The 25,585-nt window shown below is 72.4% G+C and carries 26 protein-coding genes, 2 tRNA genes and 1 pseudogene; 19 read left to right on the forward strand and 10 right to left on the reverse strand.

Translation table 11 applies throughout. The annotated features are described in order from the left end of the window. The 3 genes from ACSNOH_RS19370 to ACSNOH_RS19380 form a co-directional block, all read left to right on the forward strand. Nucleotides 1–745: AIM24 family protein (locus ACSNOH_RS19370; protein WP_436722625.1), on the forward strand; the 745-nt coding region annotated here is incomplete at its 5' end. A gap of 17 nt (nucleotides 746–762) precedes the next feature. After that, nucleotides 763–1,446, forward strand: coding sequence for an AIM24 family protein (locus ACSNOH_RS19375; RefSeq protein ID WP_436722626.1), 684 nt, complete (start codon nucleotides 763–765; stop codon nucleotides 1,444–1,446). A gap of 17 nt (nucleotides 1,447–1,463) precedes the next feature. Continuing rightward, entirely contained in the window at nucleotides 1,464–2,222 is a 759-nt protein-coding gene (locus tag ACSNOH_RS19380) for an AIM24 family protein (protein ID WP_436722627.1), read from the forward strand. 76 nt (nucleotides 2,223–2,298) lie between these two features. Here ACSNOH_RS19380 and ACSNOH_RS19385 read toward each other — a convergent pair whose 3' ends face one another. Both ACSNOH_RS19385 and ACSNOH_RS19390 read right to left on the reverse strand, forming a co-directional pair. Next, the gene (locus tag ACSNOH_RS19385) at nucleotides 2,299–2,820 is read right to left on the reverse strand and encodes an NUDIX hydrolase (protein WP_436722628.1); all 522 of its coding nucleotides are present in this window, start codon (nucleotides 2,818–2,820) and stop codon (nucleotides 2,299–2,301) included. After that, nucleotides 2,817–4,226 (reverse strand): zinc-dependent metalloprotease, encoded by a 1,410-nt coding sequence (locus tag ACSNOH_RS19390; RefSeq protein WP_436722629.1) that lies wholly within the window; start codon nucleotides 4,224–4,226, stop codon nucleotides 2,817–2,819. The genes ACSNOH_RS19385 and ACSNOH_RS19390 overlap by 4 nt, the downstream gene beginning before the upstream one ends. A gap of 191 nt (nucleotides 4,227–4,417) precedes the next feature. On the opposite strand from ACSNOH_RS19390, the gene ACSNOH_RS19395 reads away from it, so the two are divergent. The 4 genes from ACSNOH_RS19395 to ACSNOH_RS19410 all read left to right on the forward strand — a co-directional run bounded on the left by ACSNOH_RS19395 (nucleotide 4,418) and on the right by ACSNOH_RS19410 (nucleotide 7,690). Next, nucleotides 4,418–5,545, forward strand: coding sequence for an SDR family oxidoreductase (locus tag ACSNOH_RS19395; protein ID WP_436722631.1), 1,128 nt, complete (start codon nucleotides 4,418–4,420; stop codon nucleotides 5,543–5,545). A gap of 127 nt (nucleotides 5,546–5,672) precedes the next feature. Further along, nucleotides 5,673–6,131: a molybdenum cofactor biosynthesis protein MoaE gene (locus ACSNOH_RS19400; protein ID WP_436722632.1), complete on the forward strand. Its 459-nt coding sequence runs from the start codon at nucleotides 5,673–5,675 to the stop codon at nucleotides 6,129–6,131. 179 nt (nucleotides 6,132–6,310) lie between these two features. Then, nucleotides 6,311–6,481, forward strand: a complete 171-nt coding sequence (locus ACSNOH_RS19405) for a hypothetical protein (protein ID WP_436722633.1) — start codon at nucleotides 6,311–6,313, stop codon at nucleotides 6,479–6,481. Nucleotides 6,482–6,604: 123 nt separating this feature from the next. Further along, nucleotides 6,605–7,690, forward strand: a complete 1,086-nt coding sequence (locus ACSNOH_RS19410) for a YlbL family protein (RefSeq protein ID WP_436722634.1) — start codon at nucleotides 6,605–6,607, stop codon at nucleotides 7,688–7,690. 39 nt (nucleotides 7,691–7,729) lie between these two features. On the opposite strand, the gene ACSNOH_RS19415 is transcribed toward ACSNOH_RS19410, so the two are convergent. Next, nucleotides 7,730–8,320, reverse strand: a complete 591-nt coding sequence (locus ACSNOH_RS19415; protein WP_436722635.1) for a PPA1309 family protein — start codon at nucleotides 8,318–8,320, stop codon at nucleotides 7,730–7,732. A 144-nt stretch (nucleotides 8,321–8,464) separates the two neighbouring features. On the opposite strand from ACSNOH_RS19415, the gene ACSNOH_RS19420 reads away from it, so the two are divergent. The 4 genes from ACSNOH_RS19420 (at nucleotide 8,465) to ACSNOH_RS19435 (ending at nucleotide 13,784) form a co-directional block, all read left to right on the forward strand. Then, nucleotides 8,465–11,368: a UPF0182 family membrane protein gene (locus ACSNOH_RS19420; protein ID WP_436722651.1), complete on the forward strand. Its 2,904-nt coding sequence runs from the start codon at nucleotides 8,465–8,467 to the stop codon at nucleotides 11,366–11,368. Nucleotides 11,369–11,409: 41 nt separating this feature from the next. Next, nucleotides 11,410–11,483, forward strand: a tRNA-Met gene (locus ACSNOH_RS19425). Nucleotides 11,484–11,718: 235 nt separating this feature from the next. Further along, complete coding sequence (locus tag ACSNOH_RS19430) at nucleotides 11,719–13,605, forward strand: tetratricopeptide repeat protein (protein WP_436722636.1); 1,887 nt, start codon at nucleotides 11,719–11,721, stop codon at nucleotides 13,603–13,605. Between the two features lie 105 nt (nucleotides 13,606–13,710). Continuing rightward, a tRNA-Met gene (locus ACSNOH_RS19435) sits at nucleotides 13,711–13,784 on the forward strand. 43 nt (nucleotides 13,785–13,827) lie between these two features. On the opposite strand, the gene ACSNOH_RS19440 is transcribed toward ACSNOH_RS19435, so the two are convergent. After that, the gene (locus ACSNOH_RS19440) at nucleotides 13,828–14,253 is read right to left on the reverse strand and encodes a Fur family transcriptional regulator (protein WP_436722637.1); all 426 of its coding nucleotides are present in this window, start codon (nucleotides 14,251–14,253) and stop codon (nucleotides 13,828–13,830) included. 188 nt (nucleotides 14,254–14,441) lie between these two features. Between ACSNOH_RS19440 and ACSNOH_RS19445 the strand changes: the two genes are divergently transcribed. After that, the gene (locus ACSNOH_RS19445) at nucleotides 14,442–15,932 is read left to right on the forward strand and encodes a catalase (RefSeq protein WP_436722638.1); all 1,491 of its coding nucleotides are present in this window, start codon (nucleotides 14,442–14,444) and stop codon (nucleotides 15,930–15,932) included. A 144-nt stretch (nucleotides 15,933–16,076) separates the two neighbouring features. Here the strand turns inward: ACSNOH_RS19445 and ACSNOH_RS19450 are convergent, their stop codons facing one another. Then, complete coding sequence (locus ACSNOH_RS19450) at nucleotides 16,077–16,493, reverse strand: CBS domain-containing protein (RefSeq protein ID WP_436722639.1); 417 nt, start codon at nucleotides 16,491–16,493, stop codon at nucleotides 16,077–16,079. A gap of 209 nt (nucleotides 16,494–16,702) precedes the next feature. Next, the gene (gene hisN / locus ACSNOH_RS19455; RefSeq protein ID WP_436722641.1) at nucleotides 16,703–17,509 is read right to left on the reverse strand and encodes a histidinol-phosphatase; all 807 of its coding nucleotides are present in this window, start codon (nucleotides 17,507–17,509) and stop codon (nucleotides 16,703–16,705) included. Between the two features lie 126 nt (nucleotides 17,510–17,635). On the opposite strand from hisN, the gene ACSNOH_RS19460 reads away from it, so the two are divergent. Together ACSNOH_RS19460 and ACSNOH_RS19465 are read left to right on the forward strand one after the other, a co-directional pair. Then, nucleotides 17,636–18,145, forward strand: a complete 510-nt coding sequence (locus ACSNOH_RS19460; RefSeq protein ID WP_436722642.1) for a TetR/AcrR family transcriptional regulator — start codon at nucleotides 17,636–17,638, stop codon at nucleotides 18,143–18,145. Further along, nucleotides 18,100–18,264: a hypothetical protein gene (locus ACSNOH_RS19465; RefSeq protein WP_436722643.1), complete on the forward strand. Its 165-nt coding sequence runs from the start codon at nucleotides 18,100–18,102 to the stop codon at nucleotides 18,262–18,264. Before ACSNOH_RS19460 ends, ACSNOH_RS19465 begins: the two co-directional genes overlap by 46 nt. Nucleotides 18,265–18,313: 49 nt before the next feature. On the opposite strand, the gene ACSNOH_RS19470 is transcribed toward ACSNOH_RS19465, so the two are convergent. From ACSNOH_RS19470 to ACSNOH_RS19485, 4 genes are all read right to left on the reverse strand, one after another. After that, nucleotides 18,314–18,637, reverse strand: coding sequence for a DMT family transporter (locus ACSNOH_RS19470; RefSeq protein WP_030366234.1), 324 nt, complete (start codon nucleotides 18,635–18,637; stop codon nucleotides 18,314–18,316). A gap of 88 nt (nucleotides 18,638–18,725) precedes the next feature. Then, nucleotides 18,726–19,733, reverse strand: a complete 1,008-nt coding sequence (rsgA, locus tag ACSNOH_RS19475; RefSeq protein WP_436722644.1) for a ribosome small subunit-dependent GTPase A — start codon at nucleotides 19,731–19,733, stop codon at nucleotides 18,726–18,728. A gap of 20 nt (nucleotides 19,734–19,753) precedes the next feature. Continuing rightward, nucleotides 19,754–21,121, reverse strand: coding sequence for a 3-phosphoshikimate 1-carboxyvinyltransferase (aroA, locus tag ACSNOH_RS19480; protein ID WP_436722645.1), 1,368 nt, complete (start codon nucleotides 21,119–21,121; stop codon nucleotides 19,754–19,756). Between the two features lie 80 nt (nucleotides 21,122–21,201). Continuing rightward, nucleotides 21,202–21,915: a M50 family metallopeptidase gene (locus ACSNOH_RS19485; RefSeq protein ID WP_436722646.1), complete on the reverse strand. Its 714-nt coding sequence runs from the start codon at nucleotides 21,913–21,915 to the stop codon at nucleotides 21,202–21,204. Between the two features lie 41 nt (nucleotides 21,916–21,956). Here ACSNOH_RS19485 and ACSNOH_RS19490 point away from each other — a divergent pair, with 41 nt between their 5' ends. From ACSNOH_RS19490 to ACSNOH_RS19510, 5 genes and pseudogenes are all read left to right on the forward strand, one after another. Beyond that, the gene (locus tag ACSNOH_RS19490) at nucleotides 21,957–22,787 is read left to right on the forward strand and encodes an SOS response-associated peptidase (RefSeq protein ID WP_436722647.1); all 831 of its coding nucleotides are present in this window, start codon (nucleotides 21,957–21,959) and stop codon (nucleotides 22,785–22,787) included. Between the two features lie 35 nt (nucleotides 22,788–22,822). After that, nucleotides 22,823–23,449, forward strand: coding sequence for an alpha/beta hydrolase family protein (locus ACSNOH_RS19495; protein ID WP_436722648.1), 627 nt, complete (start codon nucleotides 22,823–22,825; stop codon nucleotides 23,447–23,449). A 340-nt stretch (nucleotides 23,450–23,789) separates the two neighbouring features. Next, on the forward strand, nucleotides 23,790–24,527 hold the full coding sequence (locus tag ACSNOH_RS19500; RefSeq protein ID WP_436722649.1) for a sigma-70 family RNA polymerase sigma factor: 738 nt from the start codon (nucleotides 23,790–23,792) through the stop codon (nucleotides 24,525–24,527). Continuing rightward, a complete protein-coding gene (gene rsrA, locus ACSNOH_RS19505; protein ID WP_436722650.1) occupies nucleotides 24,524–24,964 on the forward strand; it encodes a mycothiol system anti-sigma-R factor in 441 nt (146 codons plus the stop codon). Before ACSNOH_RS19500 ends, rsrA begins: the two co-directional genes overlap by 4 nt. Before the next feature lie 206 nt (nucleotides 24,965–25,170). Continuing rightward, nucleotides 25,171–25,585: pseudogene (locus tag ACSNOH_RS19510) on the forward strand (HD-GYP domain-containing protein); the annotation flags it as partial.

Genomic DNA, 25,585 nt, shown 5'->3' on the forward strand with positions numbered 1-25,585 from the left:
GCCCCACCCCGCGGCCCCGCAGCCCGGCCAGCCCTACCCGGGCCAGCCCGCCCCGTACGGCCAGCCTGCCGGTGCCGCGGGCGTGGCGGGCGTCCAGGCGGCCCTGCAGAAGTACCGCGAGATGCCCACCGGGCAGCGCTGGGCCCTGCAGAACCCCAGGCTCGTCCGCGTCGACCTCGGCGTCGACCAGCAGCCCGTGCTCGCCCGCCAGGGCAGCATGGTGCTCTACCAGGGCAAGGTCGAGTTCGGCTACAAGGGCGCCGGCTTCGCCGGCCGCATCGTGGGCAACGCCACCGGCCAGGAGCTGCAGCTGATGCGCTGCACCGGCCGCGGCCAGGTCTTCCTCGCCGAGAACGCCGCCCACGTGCACCCCATCGAGCTCCAGGGCGACGCCATCTGCGTCTCCGCGGAGTCGGTGCTCGCCTTCGACGAGTCGCTGCAGCACGAGGTCCGCCGGATCGAGGGCCACGGCATCCCCGGCGGCGCCCTGTTCACCATGCAGTTCCAGGGCCACGGCACCGTCGTCGTCAAGACCCACGGCATCCCCGTCGTCCTGCCGGTCACGCCCACGACCTACGTGGACAGCAACGCGATCGTCGCCTGGTCCGCAGGCGCCCAGGTGATCATCTCCAGCCAGGTCCGGCTGCGCCGCAGCTCCTTCCCGGGTCACAGCGGAGAAGCAGTGAACCTTCAATTCCGGGGCGCTCCCGGCAATTTCGTCGTCGTCCAGCCCTACGAGGTCTGAGGGAGCCCGCGAAGACCATGAACCAGACACCGATCCAGGGCTATGCCCCGACCCCCGTCACCGCCCGCATGGAGAACCACGGCAGCAGCATGCTGAAGGTCGCGCTGCAGACCGGCCAGGACCTCTTCGCCCGCACCGGCTCGATGGTCGCCTACGACGGCTACGTCCAGTACGACCCGAACCCGCCCGCCGTCCGCCAGATGGCCTCCCAGTGGCTCACCGGCGAGGGCGTGCCCCTCATGCGCTGCCACGGCGACGGCCTGCTCTACCTCGCCGACTACGGCGCCGACGTCGTCTGCGTCCAGCTCAACGGCGACTCCCTCTCCGTCAACGGCACCAACGTCCTCGCCTTCGACGCCCACCTGCAGTGGGGCGTCGAGCGCGTCAAGGGCATGGCCAAGTTCGCCGGGCAGGGCCTGTTCAACGTCGCCATCAGCGGCACCGGCTGGGTCGCCCTCACCTCCCGCGGCACCCCGATCGTCGTCGACTGCGGCCGCGGCGACGACGAGACCTACGTCGACCCGGACGCCCTCGTCGCCTGGTCGAGCAATCTCAAGATGAAGGGCAAGCGCAGCTTCAAGGCCTCCTCCCTGATCGGCCGGGGCAGCGGCGAGGCCTACCAACTGGGCTTCTCCGGCGAGGGCTTCGTGGTCGTACAGCCCAGCGAGGACAGCACCGACCGGCTCCGGGCGCGGGGCTGAGGGGGAACGAGAACATCATGCAGAGCCCGCTTTTCGGCTTCACCGAGGCCCAGACCCAGGACCGCTACGCCCTGCAGAACCCGCAGATGCTGCGCGTCTCCCTCACCGGCCACGACGACGTCCTCGCCCGCAAGGGCTCGATGGTCGCCTACCAGGGCCTGATCGAGTTCGACGGCGAGTACCAGACCCGCGGCCAGCAGAACTCCCGCGCCCGCACCGGCGAGGGCCTGGACCTGATGCGCTGCTCCGGCCAGGGCACCGTCTACTTCGCCAACCTGGCCCAGCACGTCCACGTCGTCGACGTCGACCGCGACGGCCTGACCGTCGACGGCGCCTACGTCCTCGCCCTGGACTCCACGCTGCACTGGGAGACCATCGCCGTCGACAGCCAGTACGGGATCTCCGGCACCGGCGCGTACCAGCTCAACATCAGCGGCCAGGGCAAGGTCGCCCTGATGACGTCCGGGCAGCCCCTGATGCTGCAGGTCACCCCCGACCGGTTCGTCAGCGCCGACGCGGACGCCGTGATCGCCTGGTCGACGTCCCTGCGCGTGCAGATGCAGGCACAGACGTCGTCCTCCGGCGTGTGGCGGCGCCGCGGCAACACGGGGGAGGGCTGGGAGCTGAACTTCGCCGGCCACGGCTACGCCCTCGTCCAGCCCAGCGAGCTGCTGCCGCCCCAGGGCGCGGAGATCGGCCAGGGGCTCATGGCTCAGTACGGCCTCGGCCAGCAGGGCGCGCACGGGCGCAACCAGGGCAACATCTGGTCCAACTGAGCCGGGCAGCACAGCCGGAGCACGGGTAAGGGGCGGTCACCATGGGTGACCGCCCCTTACACATCACACAAGGGCTTTACAGCCGCTCCAGCGTGCGCCGCACCAGCTCCACCACCGAGGCGTCGGCGACCTCGCCGACCTCCGCGTACGGGAACCAGCGCAGGTCCAGCGACTCGTCGCTGATGGCCTCCGTCGCGCCCGCGGGCACCAGCGCCGCGTACTGGACGTCCAGGTGCCAGTTGCAGGGCGACGGGATCGGGTGCCGGTCCAGCCGCACGGGGCCGCCCGGCAGCAGCGTCAGGCCCGCGATCCCGGACTCCTCCGTGGCCTCCCGCAGCGCGGCGGCCTCGACCGTCGCGTCACCGGGCTCGCAGTGGCCGCCCATCTGCAGCCACATGCCCAGCTTGCGGTGGAGCGTGAGCAGCACCTGCCCGCGCGAGGGGTCGATGACCAGGGCGCTCGCCGTGACGTGCCCGGCCCGGCAGGGCTTCCACATGCCGTCCGGGTGGGCCGCCAGGTGGTCCAGGTAGAGCCCGCGCAGCTCCTCCTGGTCCGCGTACTCCTTCAGGACGCGGACCGCATCCTCGTGCAGGCTCACTTCTTGTCGTCACCCTCGCCGTCGGCGCCGGGCTTCTCCTGCTCCTCGCCCTTGCCGCGGGCGGCCTCGCCGAGCATCTTGTCGATCTCGGAGAAGTCCAGGTGCTCGCGGTGGACGAAGCCGTCGGGGTCGTCCAGGTCGGCCGCCGTGGGCAGCATGTCCGGGTGCTCCCAGAGGGCGTCACGGCCCTCCGGGCCGCGCGCGTCCGCCAGCGAGGCCCACAGCCGGGAGGCGTCCCGCAGCCGGCGCGGGCGCAGCTCCAGGCCGATCAGCGTGGCGAAGGTCTGCTCTGCCGGGCCGCCGGAGGCGCGCCGCCGGCGCAGCGTCTCGCGCAGGGCGCCGGCCGACGGCAGGTGCGGCGCGGCGGCCGCGTGCACGACGGCGTCCACCCAGCCCTCGACGAGCGCCAGGGCGGTCTCCAGGCGGGCCAGGGCCGCCTTCTGCTCCGGGGAGTCCTCCGGCTGGAACATGCCCTGCTGGAGGGCCTCCTGCAGCTGCTCGGGGTGGGTGGGGTCGAGCTGGCCGACCACGTCCTCCAGCTTCGCGGTGTCGACCTTGATGCCGCGCGCATAGCCCTCGACGGCGCCGAACAGGTGCGAGCGCAGCCACGGCACGTGCGCGAAGAGCCGCTGGTGGGCCGCCTCGCGCAGGGCCAGGTAGAGCCGGACCTCGTCCAGCGGGACCTCCAGGCCCTCGCCCAGCGCCGCGACGTTCACCGGAAGGAGCGCGGCCTTGCCCGCGGGGCCCAGCGGCAGGCCGATGTCGGTGGAACCGACGACCTCGCCCGCCAGCACGCCCACGGCCTGGCCGATCTGCGTGCCGAACATGGCGCCGCCCATGGAGCGCATCATGCCGAGCAGCGGGCCCGCCATGGCCTGCATCTCCTCGGGCAGCACGCCGCCCATCGCCGCGCCCACGCGCTCGGCGACCGGGTCCACGAGCTCCTTCCACACCGGGAGGGTCGCCTCGACCCACTCGGCGCGGCTCCAGGCCACCGCCGTGCCCGAGCCCTGCGGCAGGGACGTCACACCGTCCAGCCACAGGTCGGCCAGGCGCACGGCCTCCTCGACCGCTGCCCGCTCGCCGGAGGTGACGCTCGCGTCCTTCGTGCCGTCGGCGGTGCCCTGCGCGACGGTCTTGCGGGCGATGTCCTTGGCCATGTCCCAGTTCACCGGGCCGCCCTCGTAGGAGAGCATCTGCCCGAGCTGCTGGAAGGCCGCCCCGAGGTCTCCGGGGTTCATCGACCCGAACATCGCGGCGAAGGGGTTGTCCCCGGCGCCCGGACCGCCGAACCCGAACGGATTCGCAGGCCCCTGGCCGCCCTGGCCCTCGCCCTTCTTCTTGCCGTCGCCGCCGTTCTCGGGCTCCTCCGGCGGAAGACTGAATCCGAATGGGGTGTCACTCACGGGTTTCCTCGGCTCGTAGGGCCGCCGGCACACGACCGGCGGCGAATGCCCGACATCACCACCAGCCTAGACACCTCACCGGTATCCGGGCTTGGTGCTTCGCCGACCCGGGGCCTGCGGCAGGATGGACGTCACCTGGTCCGTACGCGTCATCTCTCGTACGTACTGAAGACAACCGCTGGAGACGCCCGGTGAGTTCCCCCGACCCAGAAGTTCGCGCAGCGCGAAACGGTTCCGCGCGAGACAGTACGAGCCCGCACGGCGGCCGGAGGCCCGTCGTCGCGGTCACCGGTGCCGCGCGCGGCGTCGGCGCCCTGCTCACGCAGCGGCTCGCCGTGTCCGAGCACATCAAGCAGGTCGTGGCGATCGACGAGCGCCGCGGTGACGTGACCGAGGCGCAGTGGCACGTCCTCGACGTCCGCGACCCGGCGATCGCGGAGAAGCTGCGCGGCGCCGACGTCGTGGTGCACCTCGCGCTCGACCTCGACCTGGAGACCGACCCCGCCGCCCGCACCGCCTACAACGTGCGCGGCACCCAGACCGTCCTGACGGCCGCCGCGGCCGCCGGGGTGCACCGCGTCGTGCTGTGCACCTCCGCGATGGTCTACGGGGCCCTGCCCGACAACGACGTGCCGCTCGCCGAGGACGCCGAGCTGCGCGCCACCGCCGAGGCCACCGGCGTCGGCGACCTGCTGGAGATCGAGCGGCTCGCCCGGCGGGCGCCGCGCGCCCACCCCGGCCTGAACGTCACCGTCCTGCGGCCCGCCGTCCTCGTCGGCGGCACCGACACCGCGCTGACCCGCTACTTCGAGTCGCCCCGCCTCCTGGTCGTCGCCGGATCCCGGCCGACCTGGCAGTTCTGCCACGTGGAGGACCTGGTCAGCGCCCTGGAGTTCGCCGCCCTGGAGAAGGCCGAGGGCGAGCTCGCGGTCGGCTGCGACGGCTGGCTGGAGCAGGAGGAGGTCGAGGAGCTCTCCGGCATCCGCCGCATGGAGCTGCCCTCCGCCGTCGCCCTCGGGGCGGCCTCCCGGCTGCACCGCCTCGGCCTGACGCCGTCGCCCGCCGGCGACCTCGCGTACACGATGCACCCCTGGGTGGTCAGCGGGAGCCGGCTGCACGCGGCGGGCTGGCGGCCGCGCTGGACGAACGAGGAGGTCCTCGCCGAGCTGCTGGAGGAGGTCTCCGGCCGGCACACGGTCGCGGGCCGCCGCCTCGGCCGCAAGGACGCCACCGCCGCGGGCGCCGCGGGGGCGACCGTGGCACTGCTGGGCACCGCGGCCCTCGTCCGCCGGGCCCGCAAGGCGCGCCGCCGGCTCTAGCGGCCCGGGCGGCGCCCCCGCCCGGGCAGGCCCGGCCCGGGCCCTGGAGGAGCGTCCACAGGCCGTCTCGCACGGCTGTGTGAAAGGCCGCTCCTCGCCCGTGCCCGCCGTACGGCACGATGGGGCCATGGTCCCAACGAACGATCACCCCGGCGAGCTCGCCGCGGCGGACCCGGTGCGCCTGCTGGCGGTCCGCGACACCCCCCTGTCCGTGGACGAGGTCTTCTCGGCCGTGGGCGACCGCGCCGCGGGAGGCACCGCGCTCTTCGTGGGCACGGTGCGCGACCACGACGGGGGCGCCGGCGTCCGCGGGCTCGGCTACTCCGCCCACCCCACGGCCGAGGCGGAGCTGCGCCGCGTCGCGGAGAAGGTCGCGGCGGACTTCCCGGTGCGCGCGCTGGCGGCGGTGCACCGGGTGGGCGACCTGGAGATCGGTGACCTGGCCGTGGTGGTGGCCGTCTCGTGCCCGCACCGGGCGGAGGCGTTCGCGGCGTGCCGGCAGCTCATCGACGACCTCAAGCGCGAGGTCCCGATCTGGAAGCACCAGGTGTTCGAAGACGGCACCGAGGAATGGGTGGGTGCTTAGGGACTGGGGGCACCTCCCAGCGGTAGCTGGGGGAGGGTAGGTGCTTAGGGGCCGGGAAAATGGCCTGAAGGATCACTTCCGGTTGCGTAACCGGCCCCCTGACGTGAGCGTTGAAGGTACGAAAGACTAATCTGCTCATCGGTCTTTTCGGTGGCGGTTCCGGGGGTCGGGAGGTCGGTATGGCGGCACTCGTGTGGTTGCTGATTCCGGTTGCCGCGGCCGTCGTTGCCCTTCTGTGGGGCACCTGGGCCGCCCGCAACCGCAAGGCCGGGGACATCTCCGAGCTCGCCGGTTACGCACGGTTCCGCGAGGCGATGGAGCGCTCGGATTCCGGTACCGGAGTCTCCTGACGCGCCCCCGGCCCGCGCCGGGGCGCGGGCGCGCATGCGGGAGCCCCCGGCGGCCTCCCCGGCCGCTCCCCGGACGGACCGCCCCGCGGGTGGACTGTCAGACCCGTCCCGTACTGTCGTTCCATGCCCCGCCGCACAGCGACGATGCTCGCCTCCCTCTTGATGCTGATCGCGCTCCTCTGCGCAGGCGTGCTGATTCCCGTGCCCTACGCGGAGATGTCGCCCGGCCCGACGGTCAACACGCTCGGTGAGCACGGCGGGGAGCCGGTCCTGCAGATCTCCGGCCACAAGACCTATCCGACGACCGGCAACCTCAACATGACGACGGTCCGCGTCACCGGCTCGCAGTACCGGATGAATCTGGTGGAGGCGGTCTACGGCTGGATCGCGCACGACAACCTCGTCGTCCCGCACTCCACGCTCTACCCGGACGACAAGACGCCCGACGAGCTCAACCAGGAGACGGCGGAGGAATTCAGCCAGTCCCAGGAGAGCGCCAAGGTGGCGGCGCTCAAGCAGCTGGACATCCCGGTCGGCACGCGCACGGTGGTGGCGTCGGTCGTCAAGAACAGCCCGGCCGAGGGGCAGCTGCACGCCGGTGACGTGATCAAGGCCGTCGACGGCACGGAGATCAAGCAGCCCGGCGACGTCGCCAAGCTGGTCACCAAGCACCAGCCCGGCCAGAAGGTCACCTTCCGGATCATTCCGGCCAAGGAGGCCGCGGCGGCCGAGAAGGAGAAGCGCCAGCCCGCCGGCGAGCAGGACGTCACGCTCACCACGGGCAAGGCGCCCGACGACAAGCGGGCCGTGGTCGGCATCCAGGCCGGGACGGACCACACCTTCCCGTTCACGATCAACATCAAGCTGGCGGACGTCGGCGGGCCGAGCGCCGGGCTGATGTTCGCCCTCGGGATAGTCGACAAGCTCACGCCGGGTGATCTGACCGGCGGCAAGTTCGTCGCCGGCACCGGGACGATAGACGACAACGGCAAGGTCGGCCCGATCGGCGGCGTCGAGATGAAGACGGTGGGCGCGCGCAACAAGGGCGCCCAGTACTTCCTCACGCCGAAGGACAACTGCGCGGCCGCGGCGAAGGACAAGCCCTCCGGGCTCACGCTGGTCAAGGTCGACACCATCGGTGACGCCCTCGGGGCGCTGGAGAAGATCCGCAAGGGGGACGCGGCGGGGCTGCCGCTCTGCACGCGCTGACGGCCCTCCGGCCGGGGCGGGGCCCCGGCCGGAAGCGCACTACTCCTCGAACGTCGCCGCCAGCGCCTCGGCGAGGCCCGGCACCAGGTCCGGGCCGGTGAGGACCTCGGTCGGCGAGTCCTTCTCGCGCAGCCGCACCGCGGTCTCCCGCGCGCCGTCCCGCAGCACGGCGACCGTCATCCGGACCTCCTGCCGGTCCGGGTGGGCGGCGACCCACTTGGCGAGCTGCTTCTCGCTCATGCCGTTGGGCACGGTGCCCTCGGCCGACGGCGGCAGCATCAGCCGCTCCACGGTCAGGGCGCAGCCGGTCACCGCGTCGGGCCAGGCGATGGTGCCGAGGAACTTGTCCAGGGCCGTGCCCGCCGGGATCTCGTCCTGCTCGATCGGGGTCAGGGAGCCGGCCTGGGCGCTCTCGTCGAGGCCGAGCTGGTCGGCGAGGCCGGGCTCCTGGGCGCGCAGCTTGCCCGTGTCGACCAGGGCGAACAGCCGCGCGGGCTGGTCCCAGCCGAGGCCGGAGGCGTACTGGTCGATCTCGAGAACGGCGCGGGTCAGGGGGCTGGCCGCCATGGGGACGTCGCCGCCGGGGCCGGAGGGGGCAGAAGGGTCGGGGGTGCTGGAAGTGCTGGACATGAGCAATATCGTGCCCTGAGAGTGACCGAAAACGGGAACTGAGTAAAGCCTCGGTAAGTTGCCACCTTGGGCCCTAGTATCGCTGGGCCCTGATCGACAGCTCCACTGACAGCGAACTTCGAGGTGCGCACCTTGGCTTTCCAGATGCCGGACCGCGGCGGAGGCCCGACAGGGCCACGGATCAGAGTCGGCCGACCGTCCCGGCGGATCCGGACCCTGCTCACCACGCTGGGCGTGCTGGCCGCGCTGGCCATGCTCTTCGTGATGTTCGCGGGGTTCTGGACGGACTGGCTCTGGTACCGCTCGGTGGACTACTCCTCGGTCTTCACCACCACCCTGGGCACCAAGATCGGCTTGTTCGCGGTCTTCGGCCTGCTGATGGCGCTGGCGGTGGGGACCAACATCTGGCTGGCGCACCGGCTGCGGCCGCCGCTGGCCGCGATGTCGATGGAGCAGCAGAGCCTCGACCGCTACCGGATGAGCATCGCGCCCTACAAGAAGTGGGTGCTGCTCGCGGTCACCGCCCTCGTGGGCCTCGTGGCGGGCGCCTCGGCGGCCGGCCAGTGGCGCACGTGGCTGCAGTGGATCAACGGCGTCTCCTTCCACCAGAAGGACCCGCAGTTCCACAAGGACATCTCGTTCTACACCTTCGACCTGCCGTGGTACCGCTTCCTGCTGAGCTTCGGCTTCGCGGCGGCGGTGCTGTCGCTGATCGCCGCGGCCCTGGTGCACTACCTCTACGGCGGCCTGCGGCTGACCAGCCCGGGCCACCGGGCGACGGCCGCGGCCACGGGGCACCTCTCGGTGCTGCTCGGCATCTTCGTGGGCCTGAAGGCGATCGCGTACTGGCTGGACCGCTACGGCCTGGCGGTGAAGTCCAGCGGCCTGAAGTCCACCGACGGCTGGACGGGGCTGCGTTACGTCGACGCCAACGCCTACCTCCCGGCCAAGACGATCCTCTTCATCATCGCGCTGATCTGCGCGGTGCTGTTCTTCGCCACGCTGTGGCGGCGCACCTGGCAGCTGCCGGTGATCGGCTTCGGGCTGATGGTGCTGTCGGCCGTGCTGATCGGCGGGCTGTACCCGGCGATCGTGCAGAAGTTCCAGGTCCAGCCGAACGAGCAGGCCAAGGAAGCGCCGTACATCAAGAAGAACATCACGGCGACGCGTGAGGCGTACGGGATCGGCGGCGCTGACGTCCAGAACTACAAGGGCAACAGCGACCTGACGGACAAGGACCCCGAGAAGGTGCGCGCCGCGGTGAGCTCCACGGCCAGCCTCCGCCTCCTCGACCCGAACCTCGTCTCGCCCGCCTTCCAGCAGGAGCAGCAGGTCAAGGGGTACTACCAGTTCCCCTCCACGCTGGACGTCGACCGCTACAAGGTGGACGGCAAGGAGCAGGACACGGTCATCGGTCTGCGCGAGCTGAACCTCAAGGGGATTCCCGAGCGCAACTGGATCAACGACCACTTCAAGTACACCCACGGCTACGGCGCCATCGCCGCGAAGGGCACCACGACCGACAAGGCCGGGGCGCCGGACTTCACGGCCAAGAGCCTGCCGACCGAGGGTCTCTTCGGCAAGTACGAGCAGCGCGTCTACTACGGCGAGAAGACGACGCAGTATTCGATCGTCGGCGGCCCGCAGGAAGAGCTGGACTATTCCTCGGACAAGGGCGAGCAGAGCTACTCGTACAAGGGCAAGAGCGGAGTGAGCCTCTCCAGCCCGGTCAACCGGGCCGCCTACGCGGTGGCCTTCGGAGAGCCGCAGATCCTCTACTCGGGCGCCATCGGCGACGGTTCGCGGATCCTGTACAACCGCACGCCCAAGGAGCGCGTCGAGGCGGTCGCCCCCTGGCTGACCATCGACGGCGACGCCTATCCGGCAGTGGTCGACGGCCGCATCCAGTGGATCGTGGACGCGTACACGACGACGAACGGCTATCCGTACGCCTCCCGCACGACGCTCGGCGACACCACGGCCGACTCGCTCACCACCGGTCAGCGCGCCGTGGTCGCGCAGCAGAACCAGGTCAACTACATCCGCAACTCCGTCAAGGCGACCGTGGACGCCTACGACGGCACGGTGAAGCTCTACCAGTGGGACACCAAGGACCCGGTCCTCAAGACCTGGATGAAGGCGTTCCCGGGCACGGTGAAGGCGAAGAGCGCCATCAGCTCCGACCTGATGGACCACCTGCGCTACCCGCAGGACCTCTTCAAGGTCCAGCGCGAGCTGCTCTCCCGCTACCACGTCACCGATCCGGAGACGTTCTACACCGGCAGCGAGCGCTGGGAGGTGCCGGACGACCCGACCAACACCAAGGGCAACGCCGTCCCGCCCTATTACCTGAGCATGAAGATGCCCCGCCAGGAGAAGCAGACCTTCTCGCTGACGACGACCTTCACGCCGAAGAACCGGACGAACCTCGGGGCCTTCATGGCCGTCGACGCCGACGCCAGGAGCACGGACTACGGGAAGATCAGAATTCTGAAACTCCCGTCCGAGACCTCGGTGTGGGGCCCCCGGCTGGCGCAGGGCAAATTCAACAGCCACACACCCGTCGCCGACCAGATCAACATCTGGAAGAAGGGCGACTCCGAGGTCGAGTACGGAAACCTGCTGACCGTCCCCCTGGAGGGCGGGCTGCTGTACGTGGAACCGGTCTATCTGCGGGGCGCGGGCTCCAATTACCCGCTCCTGAAGAAGGTGCTGGTGAACTACGGCGAGAAGATCGCTTTCCGCGACACCCTCGACGAGGCCCTGGACGAGATCTTCGGCAGCAAGGGCGAGCCCACGAAGCCCCCGGCCGAGGGCACCCAGAAGCCGGCCCCCACTCAGGACCCCACCGTCAAGCAGGCCCTGAAGGACGCCCAGGACGCCTTCGCGGCGAGCCAGAAGGCGCTGGAGAACAAGAACTGGACGGAGTACGGCAAGGCCCAGGACGCCCTGAAGGAGGCCCTGGACCGGGCCGCCAAGGCCGAGGCCAAGGCCGCCGAGAAGGCCGAGAAGGGCGCCGAGAAGGGCGGCGGCAAACCGGGAAGTTGATCAAGCCCCCCGCGCGCCGTGGTACGGTTGTTCCACAACAGCGCGGGGTGGAGCAGCTCGGTAGCTCGCTGGGCTCATAACCCAGAGGTCGCAGGTTCAAATCCTGTCCCCGCTACTTCATGACAAGGCCCGGAGTCCTGCCTCGGACTCCGGGCCTTGTCGTTCCCGGACCCGCCGGCCACCCCGGCCGTGCGGTGTCCGGGTGACGCGGACTGTGCGGGTTGTGTGCGGGGCTTCTGTGGAGAGTTTGGAGCCCCGTCGTGTCGGGAAGTCGGGAAGTCGACAAAACGCTGAAGTGACCTCACTGGCTGCGGTATACCAGGTGTACGCGGGTTGCGGGTGGTGCGACGATGGGGCTTATGGGGGACAGGACGACGCTGTGGGAGACAGGGCGGCTTGTAGAAGCTCCCGGAGACGGGAGCGAACAGGAAGTGCCGGAGGGCCGGCGGTTCGGCCCCGGCACGGCTGACGCCGCCGACGCGGGCGACGCCACCGACCTCGAGCTGGAGACCGCCCGCCGCCGCGCCGCCGAGGGCGGCGACCCCGCGGCCCTGAGCATGCTCGGTGCCCTGCTGCTGCGCCGTGGAGACCTCGACGGGGCCGAGCGCCACCTGCGCGCCGCCACGGCCGAGGGCGACCGCTCCGCCGCCAACAACCTGGGCGTCCTGCTGCACCAGCGGGGCTACGCCGACGAGGCCGCCGGATGGTGGCGCATCGCCGCCGTCGCCGGGTCCCCGGCCGCCGCGCACGCCCTCGGCCGCTACCACCGCGAGCGCGGCGACGAGCCCGCCGCCGAGTACTGGCTGCGCCAATCGGCTGAATCCGGGCACGCCCTGGGCGCCTACGCCCTCGCCGACCTCCTGGAGCACCGCAGCGACGTCGGCGCCGAGCGCTGGTTCCGCGCCGCGGCCGAGCGGGGCCACCGCGAGGCCGCCTACCGCCTCGCCCGGATCCTGGACGGCCGCGCGCCGCGCTCCCGCGCCGAGATCCTCGGCCCCGGCGGCGTCGAGACCTCCGTCCGCGAGCTGCGCGCCGCCGCCGCGGGCGGCCGCGACGGCAGCGGCCCGGCCCGCGAGGCCGAGCAGTGGTACCGCCAGGCGGCCGCCCGCGGCCACCGCCGGGCCGCCCTCCACCTGGGCACCCTGCTGGAGGCCCGCGGCGAGTCCCAGGAGGCCGCCCGGTGGTATCTGACCTCCGCCAAGGACGGCGAGCCCCGCGCCGCCTGCGCCCTCGGCTTCCTGCTGCGCGACGCCGGGGACACCGACAGCGCCGCCGTGTGGTGGCGCCGCGCCGCCCAGGAGGGCGACGGCAACGCCGCCAACGCCCTCGGCGCCCTGCACGCCGACCGCGGCGAGTCCCAGGAGGCCGAGCGCTGGTACCGCACGGCGCTCGACCACGGCGACGTCAACGGCGCGTACAACCTCGGCCTGCTCTGCGCCGAGCAGGGCCGCACCGCCCAGGCCGAGCAGTGGTACCGCCGCGCCGCCTACGCGGGCCACAAGGAGGCCGCCAACGCCCTCGCCGTGCTGCTCCTGCAGGGCGGCGACGCGGCCGGCGCCGAGCCGTGGTTCTCCAAGGCCGCCGAGGCCGGCAGCGTCGACGCGGCGTTCAACCTCGGCATCCTCTACGCCGGGCGCGACGAGGAGCACACGGCCTTCCAGTGGTACGAGCGGGCCGCGTCGGCCGGGCACACCGACGCCGCCCTCCAGGTCGCCATGGCCCTCCTGCGCGACGGCGACGAGGAGGCCGCCGAGCGCCACCTCCGGGTGGCCGTGCGGGGCGGCACCGCCGAGGCGGCCTTCCGGCTCGGCGCCCTCCTCGACCGCGACGAGGAGGCGCGCGAGGAGTGCGAGGAGTGGTACGGCCGGGCCGCCCGGCAGGGCCACCGCCGCGCCCAGGTGCGGCTCGGGATGCTCGTCGCCGAGCGGGGAGACGTGGTCGAGGCCGCGCACTGGTACCGCGAGGCGGCCGAGGCCGGCAGCCGCAACGGCGCCTTCAACCTGGGGCTGCTGCTGGCCCGCGAAGGCAGCGAGCCGGAGGCCGCCCTGTGGTGGGCCCGTGCGGCCGAGGCCGGCCACGGGCGGGCCGCCCTGCGGCTCGCCCTGCTCGCGGCGCGGCGCGGCGACCTCACCGAGGGGCGGCACTGGTGCGACCGGGCCGTCACGCTCGGGCCGCCCGAGGTGGCCGAGCGCGCGGCGCGCCTGCGGGACGCACTGCAGCAGGAGCTGACCGCGTAGGCAGGAGCCGACCGCGGAGGGCCGGGTTCGCACCCACCCGGTGCGGCCCCGGCCGTACCTCATTTGCCTCAGCAGCCGTCACCGGGTTAGTGTGAACCTTAACGACGCGGGGTGGAGCAGCTCGGTAGCTCGCTGGGCTCATAACCCAGAGGTCGCAGGTTCAAATCCTGTCCCCGCTACTGAAGGCGAAGGCCCGGATCCTTGACGGATCCGGGCCTTTCGTCATGCCGTGGCGGCCGCGGAGCAGTTCGGGCAGAGCCCGCGGTAGGTGACCTCGACCGCCGCCACCTGGAAGCCGAACCGCTCCTCGGCGGGCAGGCCGGCGATCAGATCGCCCGTGGGGTGGACGTCGCGGATCGTGCCGCACCGGGAGCACACCAGGTGCTGGTGCGCGTGGTGGGCGTTGGGGTCGTAGCGCTTGGCGCGCCCGTCCGTGCTCACTTCCATGATCTCGCCCAGGGAGACCAGCTCGCCGAGGGTGTTGTACACGGTCGCGCGCGAGATCTCCGGCAGCAGTTCGGCAGCCTTGGCGTGCACCTCGTCCGCGGTGTAGTGCACGTGGTCCCCGTCGAGGACCTCGGCGACGACGCGTCGCTGCGCGGTCAGCCGCCAGCCGCGTCCCCGGAGCCGTTCCAGCAGGTCACTCATGCCATTCACCTATCAGTCAGATAGGACCAGCGTAGCAGCGGCCCTCGTCCACCATTGGATCTCATATCTATGTCACATCTATCTTGACTTAGACATTGTCTAATGTAGGATCGAGCTCGGCTCAGGCCAAGCGATCGGCTCAGGCCGGCCGGGGGGCCCCCGGGCCGCAGTGACGGACGAGATGACGGATGACGGAGGCACACGTGCCGGTTCAGGGCGAGGACATCTACACGACGGGCCCGCTGACCACGGAGTCCGGAGCTCCGGTCGCGGACAACCAGAACGGCGAGACCGCGGGCGCCGGCGGCCCCGTCCTGATCCAGGACCAGTCGCTGATCGAGAAGCTCGCGCACTTCAACCGCGAGCGCATCCCGGAGCGCGTGGTGCACGCCCGCGGCGCCGGCGCCTACGGCACGTTCACCGTCACGGCCGACGTCACCCGCTACACCCGGGCCAAGTTCCTCTCCGAGGTGGGCAAGCAGACCGAGACGTTCCTGCGGTTCTCGACCGTCGCCGGCAGCCTCGGCTCCGCCGACACGGTGCGCGACCCCCGCGGATTCGCCCTCAAGTTCTACACCGAGGAGGGCAATTACGACCTCGTCGGCAACAACACCCCGGTGTTCTTCATCAAGGACGCCATCAAGTTCCCCGACTTCATCCACACCCAGAAGCGCGACCCGTACACCGGCTCGCAGGAGGCGGACAACGTCTGGGACTTCTGGGGGCTCTCGCCCGAGGCCACCCACCAGGTGACCTGGCTCTTCGGCGACCGCGGCATCCCCGCCTCGTACCGCCACATGAACGGCTACGGCTCGCACACCTTCCAGTGGAACAACGAGGCGGGCGAGACCTTCTGGGTCAAGTACCACTTCAAGACGGACCAGGGCATCAAGAACCTCACCCAGGCCGAGGGCGACCGCATCGCCGGTACGGACCCGGACTTCCACCAGCGCGACCTGCGTGAGGCCATCGAGCGCGGCGACTTCCCCACCTGGACCGTCCAGGTGCAGATCATGCCGGCGGACGAGGCGGCGCACTACCGCTTCAACCCGTTCGACCTCACCAAGGTGTGGCCGCACGAGGACTACCCGCCGATCGAGATCGGCAAGCTGGAGCTCAACCGCAACCCCGACAACATCTTCGCCGAGGTCGAGCAGTCCGCCTTCTCGCCGGCGCACTTCGTGCCGGGCATCGGCCCGTCCCCGGACAAGATGCTGCAGGGCCGGCTCTTCGCCTACGGCGACGCCCACCGCTACCGCGTCGGCATCAACGCCGACCACCTGCCGGTGAACCGCCCGCGCGCCACCGTCGCCCGCACCTACAGCCGGGACGGCTACGCCTACGACGGCCGCCACGGCCGGGCCAAGAACTACGAGCCCAACAGCTTCGGCGGCCCGCAGCAGAGCGGCGCGGCGCTGTGGCAGCCCACCGCGGTCAGCGGCGTCACCGGCACCCACGAGGCGCCCTCGCACGCCGAGGACAACGACTTCGTCCAGGCCGGCAACCTCTACCGGCTGATGTCGGAGGAGGAGAAGGAGCGCCTGATCGGCAACCTCGCGGGCTTCATCGCGAAGGTCTCGCGCGACGAGATCGCCGAGCGGGCCATCAACAACTTCCGCCAGGCGGACGAGGACTACGGCAAGCGGCTCGAAGCCGCGGTCCAGGCACTGCGCGGCTGAGAAGCCACTGGACCCCTCTTTGCGGCTAAACCGCCGCCGCTCTCGCGGAGGTGGTGACCCGCCGTAGGGGTTGCTCAATGGCCGCTTGCGGTACGACCCCGGAGGGACCGGACGCCATAGGGCTCCGGTCCCTCCGGCCTTTCGTCAGGCCGTCAGTGCGCCGGCCTCGGCGCGCTCCCCCCGCGCCCTCGCCCGGATCCAGCAGCGGATGATGTCGCGCACCGACACCACGCCCACCGGACCGTCGCCGTCGAGGACGATCAGGTGCCGGAAGCCGCCGCGCGACATGGCCGCGGCGGCCTCGTCGAGGGTCCACTCCGGCGCCGCGAAGACGACGTCCGTCGTGGTGTGGGCGTGGGCCCTCTCGCGGTCCGGGTCCTGCCCGGCGCCCACCGAGTTGAGGATGTCCCGCTCGGTGAGGATGCCGAGCCCGCTGGTATCGGGGTCGAGGACGACCGCGGCCCCTATCCTGCGCGCGGACATCAGCCGGGCCGCCTGTCGTAGCGTGTGGGCGGGGCCGATGGTGAGGACCACCGTGCTCATGGCGTCGCGGACGAGCATGGCTGGAGCCACCTCCTTGGTGACCGTGAACCCCCAGCAGGGATTCACAAGTTCACAAGCGTGGGTCCTTCATCGTCACACGGCAGGGCCCGCCCAACAAGGGGCGCGTGGAGCTGCGACCGCGCTCGGGGGCGCCGACCTTCGCCCCGGCCCGGCACCGCCTCCCGGCACCGTGCCTCCCGGCGCCGGCCGGGCCCGCCCCGTACGGCTCAGGTGCGCAGGTAGCCCAGGAGCTCGTCGTGGAGCAGGCCGTTGGACGCCGCGGCGTTGCCGCTGTGCGGGCCGGGGCGGCCGTCCAGGCCCGTGAAGCGGCCGCCGGCCTCCTCCACGATGACCACGTTCGCCGCCATGTCCCACAGCGACAGCTCCGGCTCGGCGCACATGTCCACCGACCCCTCGGCGACCATCATGTACGGCCAGAAGTCGCCGTAGCCGCGGGTCCGCCAGCAGTCGCGGGTGAGGTCCAGGAAGCCCGGCAGCAGACCGCGCTCCTCCCAGCCGCTGAGCGAGGAGTAGGCGAAGGACGCGTCCTCGACCCGGCCCACGCGCGACACCTGCAGGCGCGTCGCCGACGACAGGCTGCGGCCGGTGTACGCGCCGGAGCCCCGGGCGGCCCACCACCGGCGGCCCAGCGCCGGTGCCGACACCACGCCCACGACCGGCTCGAAACCGACCGACCCGCCCTGCTCGACCTGCACCATGAGCGAGATCAGGGTGGCCCAGACCGGCACGCCGCGCACATAGTTCTTGGTGCCGTCGATGGGGTCGATCACCCAGCGGCGCGGGCCCGTGCCCTCGCTGCCGAACTCCTCGCCCAGCACCGCGTCGCGCGGCCGGGCGCGCTGCAGATGACCGCGGATGAGCTCCTCGGCGGCCTTGTCCGCCTCGCTCACCGGGGTCATGTCCGGTTTGGTCTCGACCTTCAGGTCGAGGGCCTTGAACCGGTCCATGGTGGCCGCGTCCGCGGCATCCGCGAGGACGTGGGCCAGACGCAGATCATCGTGGTAGTCGGACATGGCTGAACAGTACCTGTGGCATCCGCTTCGGGCCTCGCGGCCCGCCCACGGCTCTTGACACCGTATGGCGGCACGTCAATTCTGTGGCCACAGCCGTAGTGCGGCCGGAAGGCCGGGGAGGCGACCATGCCCGCGGCACGAGAGCTCTTGCTGGACGCGGCCTTCGCGGCGCTGCGCACCCGGCCCTGGAACGGGGTCCGGATGGTGGACGTCGCGGCCGCCGCCGGGGTCTCCCGGCAGACGCTCTACAACGAGTTCGGCAGCAAGGACGGCCTGGCCAGGGCGCTGGTCCGGCGCGAGGCGGAGGCCTTCCTGGCCGGGGTCGAGCGGGCCCTCGCGGCCACGCCCGCCGGCGCGCCGCCCGCCGCCGGGCCCGACGCCGGTGCCCGCTGCGCGGCCGCAGCCTGCTGGATCCTGCGCACGGCGCGCGCCAACCCCCTCGTACGGGCCGCGCTCACCGGGTGCCGCGGGGAGCGGCTTCCGGTCGCCGCGGCACCCGTCCTGCCCGCCCCGCGCCCGGCTCCGCGGCCCTCGCCGACGCCATCCGGGAGCGCACCGTCCGGGCGGTCTCGGGCGCCGCCGGGGAGCGGGTGCCGGAGGTCACGCAGTGGGCCTGCGAGGCGGCCGTACGGCTGACGTTGTCCTACGTCGTCGCCCCGGGCGCGTCGGACGAGGAGGCCGCCGCGCACGTCGCCCGTCTGGTGCGCACCCTTGTGGCCGAGCAGCCGGCCGAAGGAACCCGTCCGGAGCAGTGACCGGCCGCCCTGCCCGCCCCGCCCGCCGTGCGTCCCGCCCGGGCGGGGGTCAGTGGGCCGAGCCCGACAGCTGCAGGCCCATCACGCCGAGGATCACCAGGCCGATCGACACCAGCTTCAGCGTCGAGACCAGGTCGCCGAGGAACACCATGCCGTAGATCGCCGTACCGGCCGCGCCGATGCCCGTCCACACGGCGTAGGCCGGACCGACGTCCAGCTTCTTCAGGGAGAGGGTCAGCAGGCCGAAGCTGCCGAGCGCGAAGCACGCGAAGGCGATCGTCGGCCAGAGCCGGGTGAAACCGTGCGAGAGCTTGAGACAGACCGCGAAGCCGGTTTCCAGCAGTCCGGCGACCACGACCAGCAGCCACGCCATCAGTTTGCCTCCCGCGTCTCGGTGACCGCCGTCCGTCCCGGTGTGCTTGATGCCCTTGCCACTGGCGGTCACTCGCAAACGTAGGCGATCAATCGCCTTCGCGTCGCTCCCGCGTGGAAAGCAGCCGCCTTAGCGAGTACAGGCGTTGGGGATCGGCGTGGCCGTCGGCGACCCACGCGTCCAGCGCGCAGTCCGGTTCGTCGTGGCTGCAGGCGCGCGGGCAGCCTTCGGTGCCCGGTTCCAGGTCGGGGAAGGCGTGGATGACCCGCGAGGGGTCGATGTGGTTCAGGCCGAAGGAGCGCACGCCCGGGGTGTCGATGACCCAGCCCGAACCGGCCGGCAGCGGCAGCGCCAGCGCCGACGTGGTGGTGTGCCGGCCGCGCCCCGTAACGGCGTTGACGTGTCCGGTGGCCCGCTGCCGGTCCGGGACGAGCGCGTTGACCAGGGTGGTCTTGCCGACGCCGGAGTGGCCGACGAACGCGGTGATCCGGCCCTCCAGCTCCGCGCGGACCCGGTCGGCCGCCCCGCCGTCGGCGAGCTCCTCGCGGCTGGTGACCACGTAGCGCACGCCGAGCGCGCCGTAGGACTCCAGGAGCTTGTCCGGCGAGGCGAGGTCGGACTTCGTCAGGACGAGCAGCGGCTCCAGGCCCGCGTCGAAGGCCGCGACGAGGCAGCGGTCGATGAGCCGGGGCCGCGGCTCGGGGTCGGCGAGGGCGGTGACGATCGCGAGCTGATCGGCGTTGGCGACGACCACGCGCTCGTACGGATCGTCGTCGTCGGCCGTGCGGCGCAGCACCGACGAGCGCTCCTCGACCCGCACGATGCGCGCGAGGGTGTCCTTGGCGCCGCTGAGATCCCCGACGACGGCGACCCGGTCACCGACCACGACCCCCTTGCGGCCCAGCTCGCGGGCCTTCATGGCGACCACCGTGCGGTCCTCGACCAGGCAGGTCAGCCGGCCGCGGTCGACGGTGAGGACGAAGCCGCCGGCGGCATCCTCGTGCTTGGGGCGGATGTTGGTGCGGGGGCGGTTGCCCTTGCGGTTGGGGCGGACGCGGACGTCGTCCTCGTCGGGGTTCTTGCCGTAGCGGCGCATTGCTGGCTTTCCTGGCTTTCTCAGACTCTCGGCGCCGTCGCCCCCGCGCCGTCGCCCAGCATCCCGCACCACAGCTCCGGGAAGTCGGGCAGGGTCTTGGCGGTGGTCGCGACGTTCTCCACCAGGACGCCGTCGACGGCGAGGCCGATGACGGCGGCCGCGGTGGCGAGCCGGTGGTCCTCGTAGGTGTGGAAGACGCCGCCGTGCAGGGGGCGCGGGCTGATGCGCAGCCCGTCCTCGGTCTCGGTGACGTCGCCCCCGAGCTCGTTGATCTCCTTGGCGAGGGCGGCCAGCCGGTCCGTCTCGTGCAGCCGCAGGTGGGCGATGCCGCGCAGGACCGACTCGGAGTCGGCGAGCGCCGCGACGGCGGCGATCACCGGGGTGAGCTCGCCGACCTCGTGCAGGTCGGCGTCGATGCCCGTGATCCGGCCGGTCCCGGTGAAGGTCAGGCCGGCCTCGGTCAGCTCGCAGGAGCCGCCCATGGCCGTGAAGATCTCCCGCAGGGCGTCGCCGGGCTGGGTGGTGCGCTCCGGCCAGTCGGGGATGGTGACCCGGCCGCCGGTGATCAGGGCGGCCGCCAGGAACGGCGCCGCGTTGGACAGGTCCGGCTCCACGACGACGTCGCGGCCGAGCAGGGCGCTGGGGGAGACCCGCCACACGTTCGGCTCGCCGCCGGACTCGGGGGTGTCCACCTGCGCGCCGGCCTGGCGCAGCATGTCGACGGTCATCCGGATGTGCGGCATCGACGGCAGGACGGAGCCGGTGTGCCGGACCTCCACGCCCTGGTTGAAGCGCGGGCCGGACAGCAGCAGCGCACTCACGAACTGGGAGGAGGACGAGGCGTCGATCTCGACGGTGCCGCCCTCCAGGGCGCCCTGGCCGTGCACGGTCAGCGGCAGCGCCCCGCGCTCGTTGTCGTCTATGCGGGCGCCCAGGGCGCGCAGCGCGTCGATCACGCCGTGCAGGGGGCGCTCGTAGCTGCGCGGGTCGCCGTCGAAGCGGATCGGGCCGTCGGCGAGGCTCGCCACGGGCGGCAGGAAGCGCATCACCGTGCCGGCGTTGCCGACGTCGACGGTGGCGGGGCCGCGCAGCCGGGCCGGGATCACCCGCCAGGCCTCGCCGGATCCGGCCGAGCCCTCCGCCGAGGTGGAGCTGGAGGAGACGGTCTCCTCGATGCCGACGCCCATGGCGCGCAGCGCCTCGGCCATCAGCAGGGTGTCGCGGGACCGCAGGGGGCGGCGCAGCCAGCCGGGCTCGGAGGCCAGGGCGGCCAGCACCAGGGCGCGGTTGGTGACCGACTTGGAACCGGGCACGGTCACGGTCGCGTCGACCGCGCCTGTGGCGAGGGGGGCGGGCCAGAGGTCGGAGTGCGCGGGGTTCTCGGTCATGCCTTTACCTTACTGACGTTCTCCCGGTGGTCCCGTCCCCGCAGTGCCCGGCCCCGTGCTCGCGGCCCGGGCATGTCAGGTCACAGGCCGAGCAGCCAGCGCCCGCCGCCCGTCAGCGCGCACAGCGAGATCACGTGGAAGAAAACCAGCCATACGACGGCGGGCAGGTTGGTCAGCCGGGCCAGCTGGTCCGCGTCCGAGTCGGGGGCACCGCCGTAGCGCCGCTTGGCCTGCAGCTCGAACGCCGGCCGGACCCCGCCGAGCAGCAGGAACCACACCACCCCGTACGCGAACAGCGCCTGCACGGCCGGTCCGGCCAGCCACGAGACCAGCACGAACAGCGAGCCGGAGAGCACGACCGTCAGCACCCCGTACGCGTTCCGGATCATCAGCAGCATCGCGGCCAGCAGGCCCGTCGCGAGCCACAGCAGCGCCGTGATGTGACCGGCGGACAGCAGCCAGGCGCCGCCGAGGCCCAGCAGCGAGGCCGCGGGGTAGCCGGCGGCGGCCGTGAGGATCATGCCCAGGCCCGTGGGCTTGCCGCGCGACACCGTCAGCCCGGAGGTGTCCGAATGCAGCCGGATGCCCTCCAGCCGCCGCCCGGCCAGCAGGGCCACCAGCCCGTGGCCGCCCTCGTGGGCGATGGTGACGGCGTTGCGGGTCACCAGCCATATCCCGCGCGGTGCCACCGCGGCGAGCGCGACGATCCCGGTGGCGGCCACGAGCCACACGGAGGGGGCGGGCTGGGTCCCCACCACGCGGTCCCACAGGGCGGTGGCTTCGGTGCTGTCCATTTGTGCGCGGCTCCTCGTGGGTCCGTGGCAGGGTGGCCAATATGTGTGGTCGATATGCGGCGAGCCGTAAGCCCGAGGATCTCGTGGGGCTCTTCGGCGTCGAGAAGTGGGAGCCGTCCGAGGCCCTCGCCCCGGACTGGAACGTGGCCCCGACGAAGAGCGTGTACGCGGTGCTCGAGCGTCCCCTGAAAGACGCAGGCGACCGGCGTCCGGTTCGCCAGCTGCGGCCCCTGCGCTGGGGGCTCGTGCCGTCGTGGGCGAAATCCCCCGAGGGCGCCGCGAAGATGATCAACGCCCGCTCGGAGACGGTCCACGAGAAGCCGTCCTACCGCAGGGCCTTCGAGGCGCGCCGCTGTCTCATACCCGCCGACGGCTACTACGAGTGGGTCACCGGCGCGGCCGAGCGGGAGCTGGAGGAGAAGGGCCGCAAGAAGCGCACCCGCAAGCAGCCCTATTTCGTCACCCCGGCGGACGGGTCGGTCATGGCGATGGCCGGGCTGTACGAGTTCTGGCGCGACCCGACCCTGCCGCCCGACCACCCGCAGGCCTGGTGGGCCACCTGCACGGTGCTCACCACCGAGGCCGAGGCCGAGCCCTTCGCCCGCCCGGAGGGCGCCCCGGCGCCGGAGGGCGGACCGCGCTCCCTGGCCGAGATCCACCCCCGCATGCCGCTCGTCCTGCCGCCGGACCGCTGGGCCGCGTGGCTGGATCCCGGCCGCACCGACGCGGAGGAGCTGCGCGGGCTGCTCGTCCCGCCGCCCGCCGGGTCCGTCCGGGCCTACCCGGTCACGACCGCGGTCAGCGACGTCCGCAACAACGGGCCCGAGCTCGTGAAGGAGCTGGAGGCGCCGGAGGAGGCGACGCTCTTCTGACGTACGACGATCTCCGGGCGTACGAAGATGGACGGGTGATCGAGACCGTTAGCACCTCCGCCGGCGACGCCCGCATCCACTGGCACCCGGCCGCCCGCCCCCGCCTCGTGCTCGCCCTCGGCCACGGCGCCGGCGGCGGCGTCGAGGCCCGCGACCTGCAGGCCCTCGCCGCCGCGCTGCCCGCGCACGGCGTCACCGTCGCCCTGGTGGAGCAGCCCTGGCGGGTCGCCGGCAAGAAGGTCGCCCCGGCGCCGAAGACCCTGGACGCCGCCTGGAGCGCACTGTGGCCGGCGCTGCGGAAGCCCGGCCTGCCCGTCGTGGCCGGCGGCCGCAGCGCGGGCGCCCGCGTCGCCTGCCGCACCGCGGCCGGCCTCGGCGCCGCCGCCGTGCTGGCCCTGAGCTTCCCGCTGCACCCGCCGGGCAAGCCGGAGAAGTCCCGCGCGGATGAGCTGACCGGCGCCGGCCTGCCCACCCTCGTCGTGCAGGGCGCGAAGGACCCGTTCGGGCGCCCCGAGGAGTTCCCGCCGGGAACGCACCTGGTGCCCGTGCCGCACGGCGACCACGGCTTCGCCGTGCCGAAGAAGGCGGAGACCGGGCAGGAGGAGGCGCTGGCCGGGCTCAGCGCGTCCGTCGCGGAGTGGCTGGCGGGCATCGGCCGCTGACCGGCCGGCGGGCCGGACTCAGCCGCCGGCCCGACCTCCCCGCCCCTCCCGGCGCGGAATTCCGTATTCCGGAAGAGCTGTTGAATTCCGGAGGATTCCGGGAATGCGGCGCGCCCCCGCGATGTTGTCCCAGTCGTCACGACCACTGGCCGACCGAGGAATGGGAGCTCGCCGCATGGGTCCGATCGCATGCCTGTCCCGCCCGCAGACCGCTGACCTGGGATGGTCCGCACTGCATGTGGCGCAGCCCGCCCCGTCCGGAGCGGCGGACGGGCGGGATCGTCGTCTATTCTCCGATTCGAGCGGGTCCGCATCCGGTCCTGCCGTCGTGTTGGAGGAGGTGGGTCCGGTCACTGGGACCGACAAGGGGACCGAAGACACCGGGGCCACGGGCGCGAGCGCCGCAGGGAACGCCGTCACCGACGCCGCCGCGGCCGCCGCGCCGGCGGAGAGCGCCGCCGAGCGCAACGCCCGTTTCGAGCGGGACGCCCTCACGTTCCTCGACCAGATGTACTCCGCCGCCCTGCGGATGACGCGCAACCCCGCCGACGCGGAGGACCTGGTGCAGGAGACCTACGCCAAGGCGTACGCGTCCTTCCACCAGTTCCGGGACGGCACGAACCTCAAGGCGTGGCTGTACCGCATCCTGACCAACACCTTCATCAACTCCTACCGCAAGAAGCAGCGCGAGCCGCTGCGCAGCGCGTCGGAGGAGATCGAGGACTGGCAGCTGGCCCGCGCCGAGTCGCACATGTCGACCGGTCTGCGCTCCGCCGAGTCCCAGGCCCTGGACCACCTCCCGGACTCCGATGTCAAGGAGGCCCTCCAGGCCATCCCCGAGGAATTCCGCATAGCGGTCTACCTCGCGGACGTGGAGGGCTTTGCGTACAAGGAGATCGCGGACATCATGGGTACGCCCATCGGCACGGTCATGTCCCGGCTCCACCGGGGCCGCCGCCAGCTGCGCGGAATGCTGGAGGACTACGCCCGTGAGCGGGGTCTCGTCCCCGCAGGGGCGGCCCCTGCTGCGCCGAACGGCTCCGACGAGTCGCACAACCGGAAAGGCTCGGACTCATGAGCTGCGGAGACCCGCACGAGACGGACTGCTCCGAAGTCCTCGACCACCTCTACGAGTTCCTCGACCACGAGATGCCCGCCGGGGACTGCGCCAAGTTCGAGGTGCACATCGACGAGTGCTCCCCGTGCCTGGAGAAGTACGGCCTGGAGCAGGCCGTGAAGAAGCTGGTCAAGCGCTGCTGCGGGCATGACGACGTGCCGGCCGACCTGCGCTCGAAGGTGATGGGCCGGATCGAGCTCATCCGTGCCGGGCAGTCGGTGCCCGACCAGGACGTGGTGGCCGAGGCCCGTGCGGCGGAGGCCGCCGCGCGCACGGCAGCGTCCGGCAAGGACTCCGAGGGCGCGCCCACCAGGAGCGCCAAGGGTGCCAAGGGCGCCCGCAGCGCGTCGGGCGGCCCCGCGCGGCCGGGCCCGCTGGGCGCCGCGACCCAGGAGTAGCCGGCCCCTGCGCGGAAGTCCTCCCACGGCTCCATACGGCCGCGCCCGCGCATGCCCTCCGGCGGCGACAATCACCCGAAGGTGTGCAAGTGGTCGGCTCGCGCGGGGCAATCCCCGAATGCGGCGATCCCCGGCTCCGCCGGACCCTATTCTCCCCTTCCTGACGGCAAGCATGTCGGCACCTCACGGGACGGGGAGGACGCGCCATGGGGGCACTACCGGCGGCAGCGCGCCTGTGCGTCCTCGCCGCCGTCCTCGCCGCCACCCTGTGCGCCGCCCCGGCGCTGCGCTCCGGGCCGGGCGTCCCCTGGTGCGCCGTGGCCCTCCTCGCCGCGGTCTGCGCCGTCTGCGAGCGCCTGCCGCGCCGCACCCTGACCCTTCCCGTGCTGCTCGCCGGGGCGTTCCTGCTGCCGCCCGCCGCCGCGGGCCTCGTGGCCGTGCCGGGCGCGCTCGCCGGCCGGGTAGAGCAGCGCCCCGCGTGGATCCGGCGGCTGTGGCACGCCGCCCAGCTCTCCCTGGCCGCCTGCGCCGCCTCCCACGTCTTCGCCCTCGCCGCCCCGGCCGTGGCCACGGACGCCGGGCTCTCGCCCCTCGCCCCCGAGGACTTCCCCGCCGCCCTGC

The organism is Streptomyces sp. URMC 127, from assembly GCF_051386535.1.
In the GTDB taxonomy this organism is placed as follows: Bacteria; Actinomycetota; Actinomycetes; order Streptomycetales; family Streptomycetaceae; genus Streptomyces.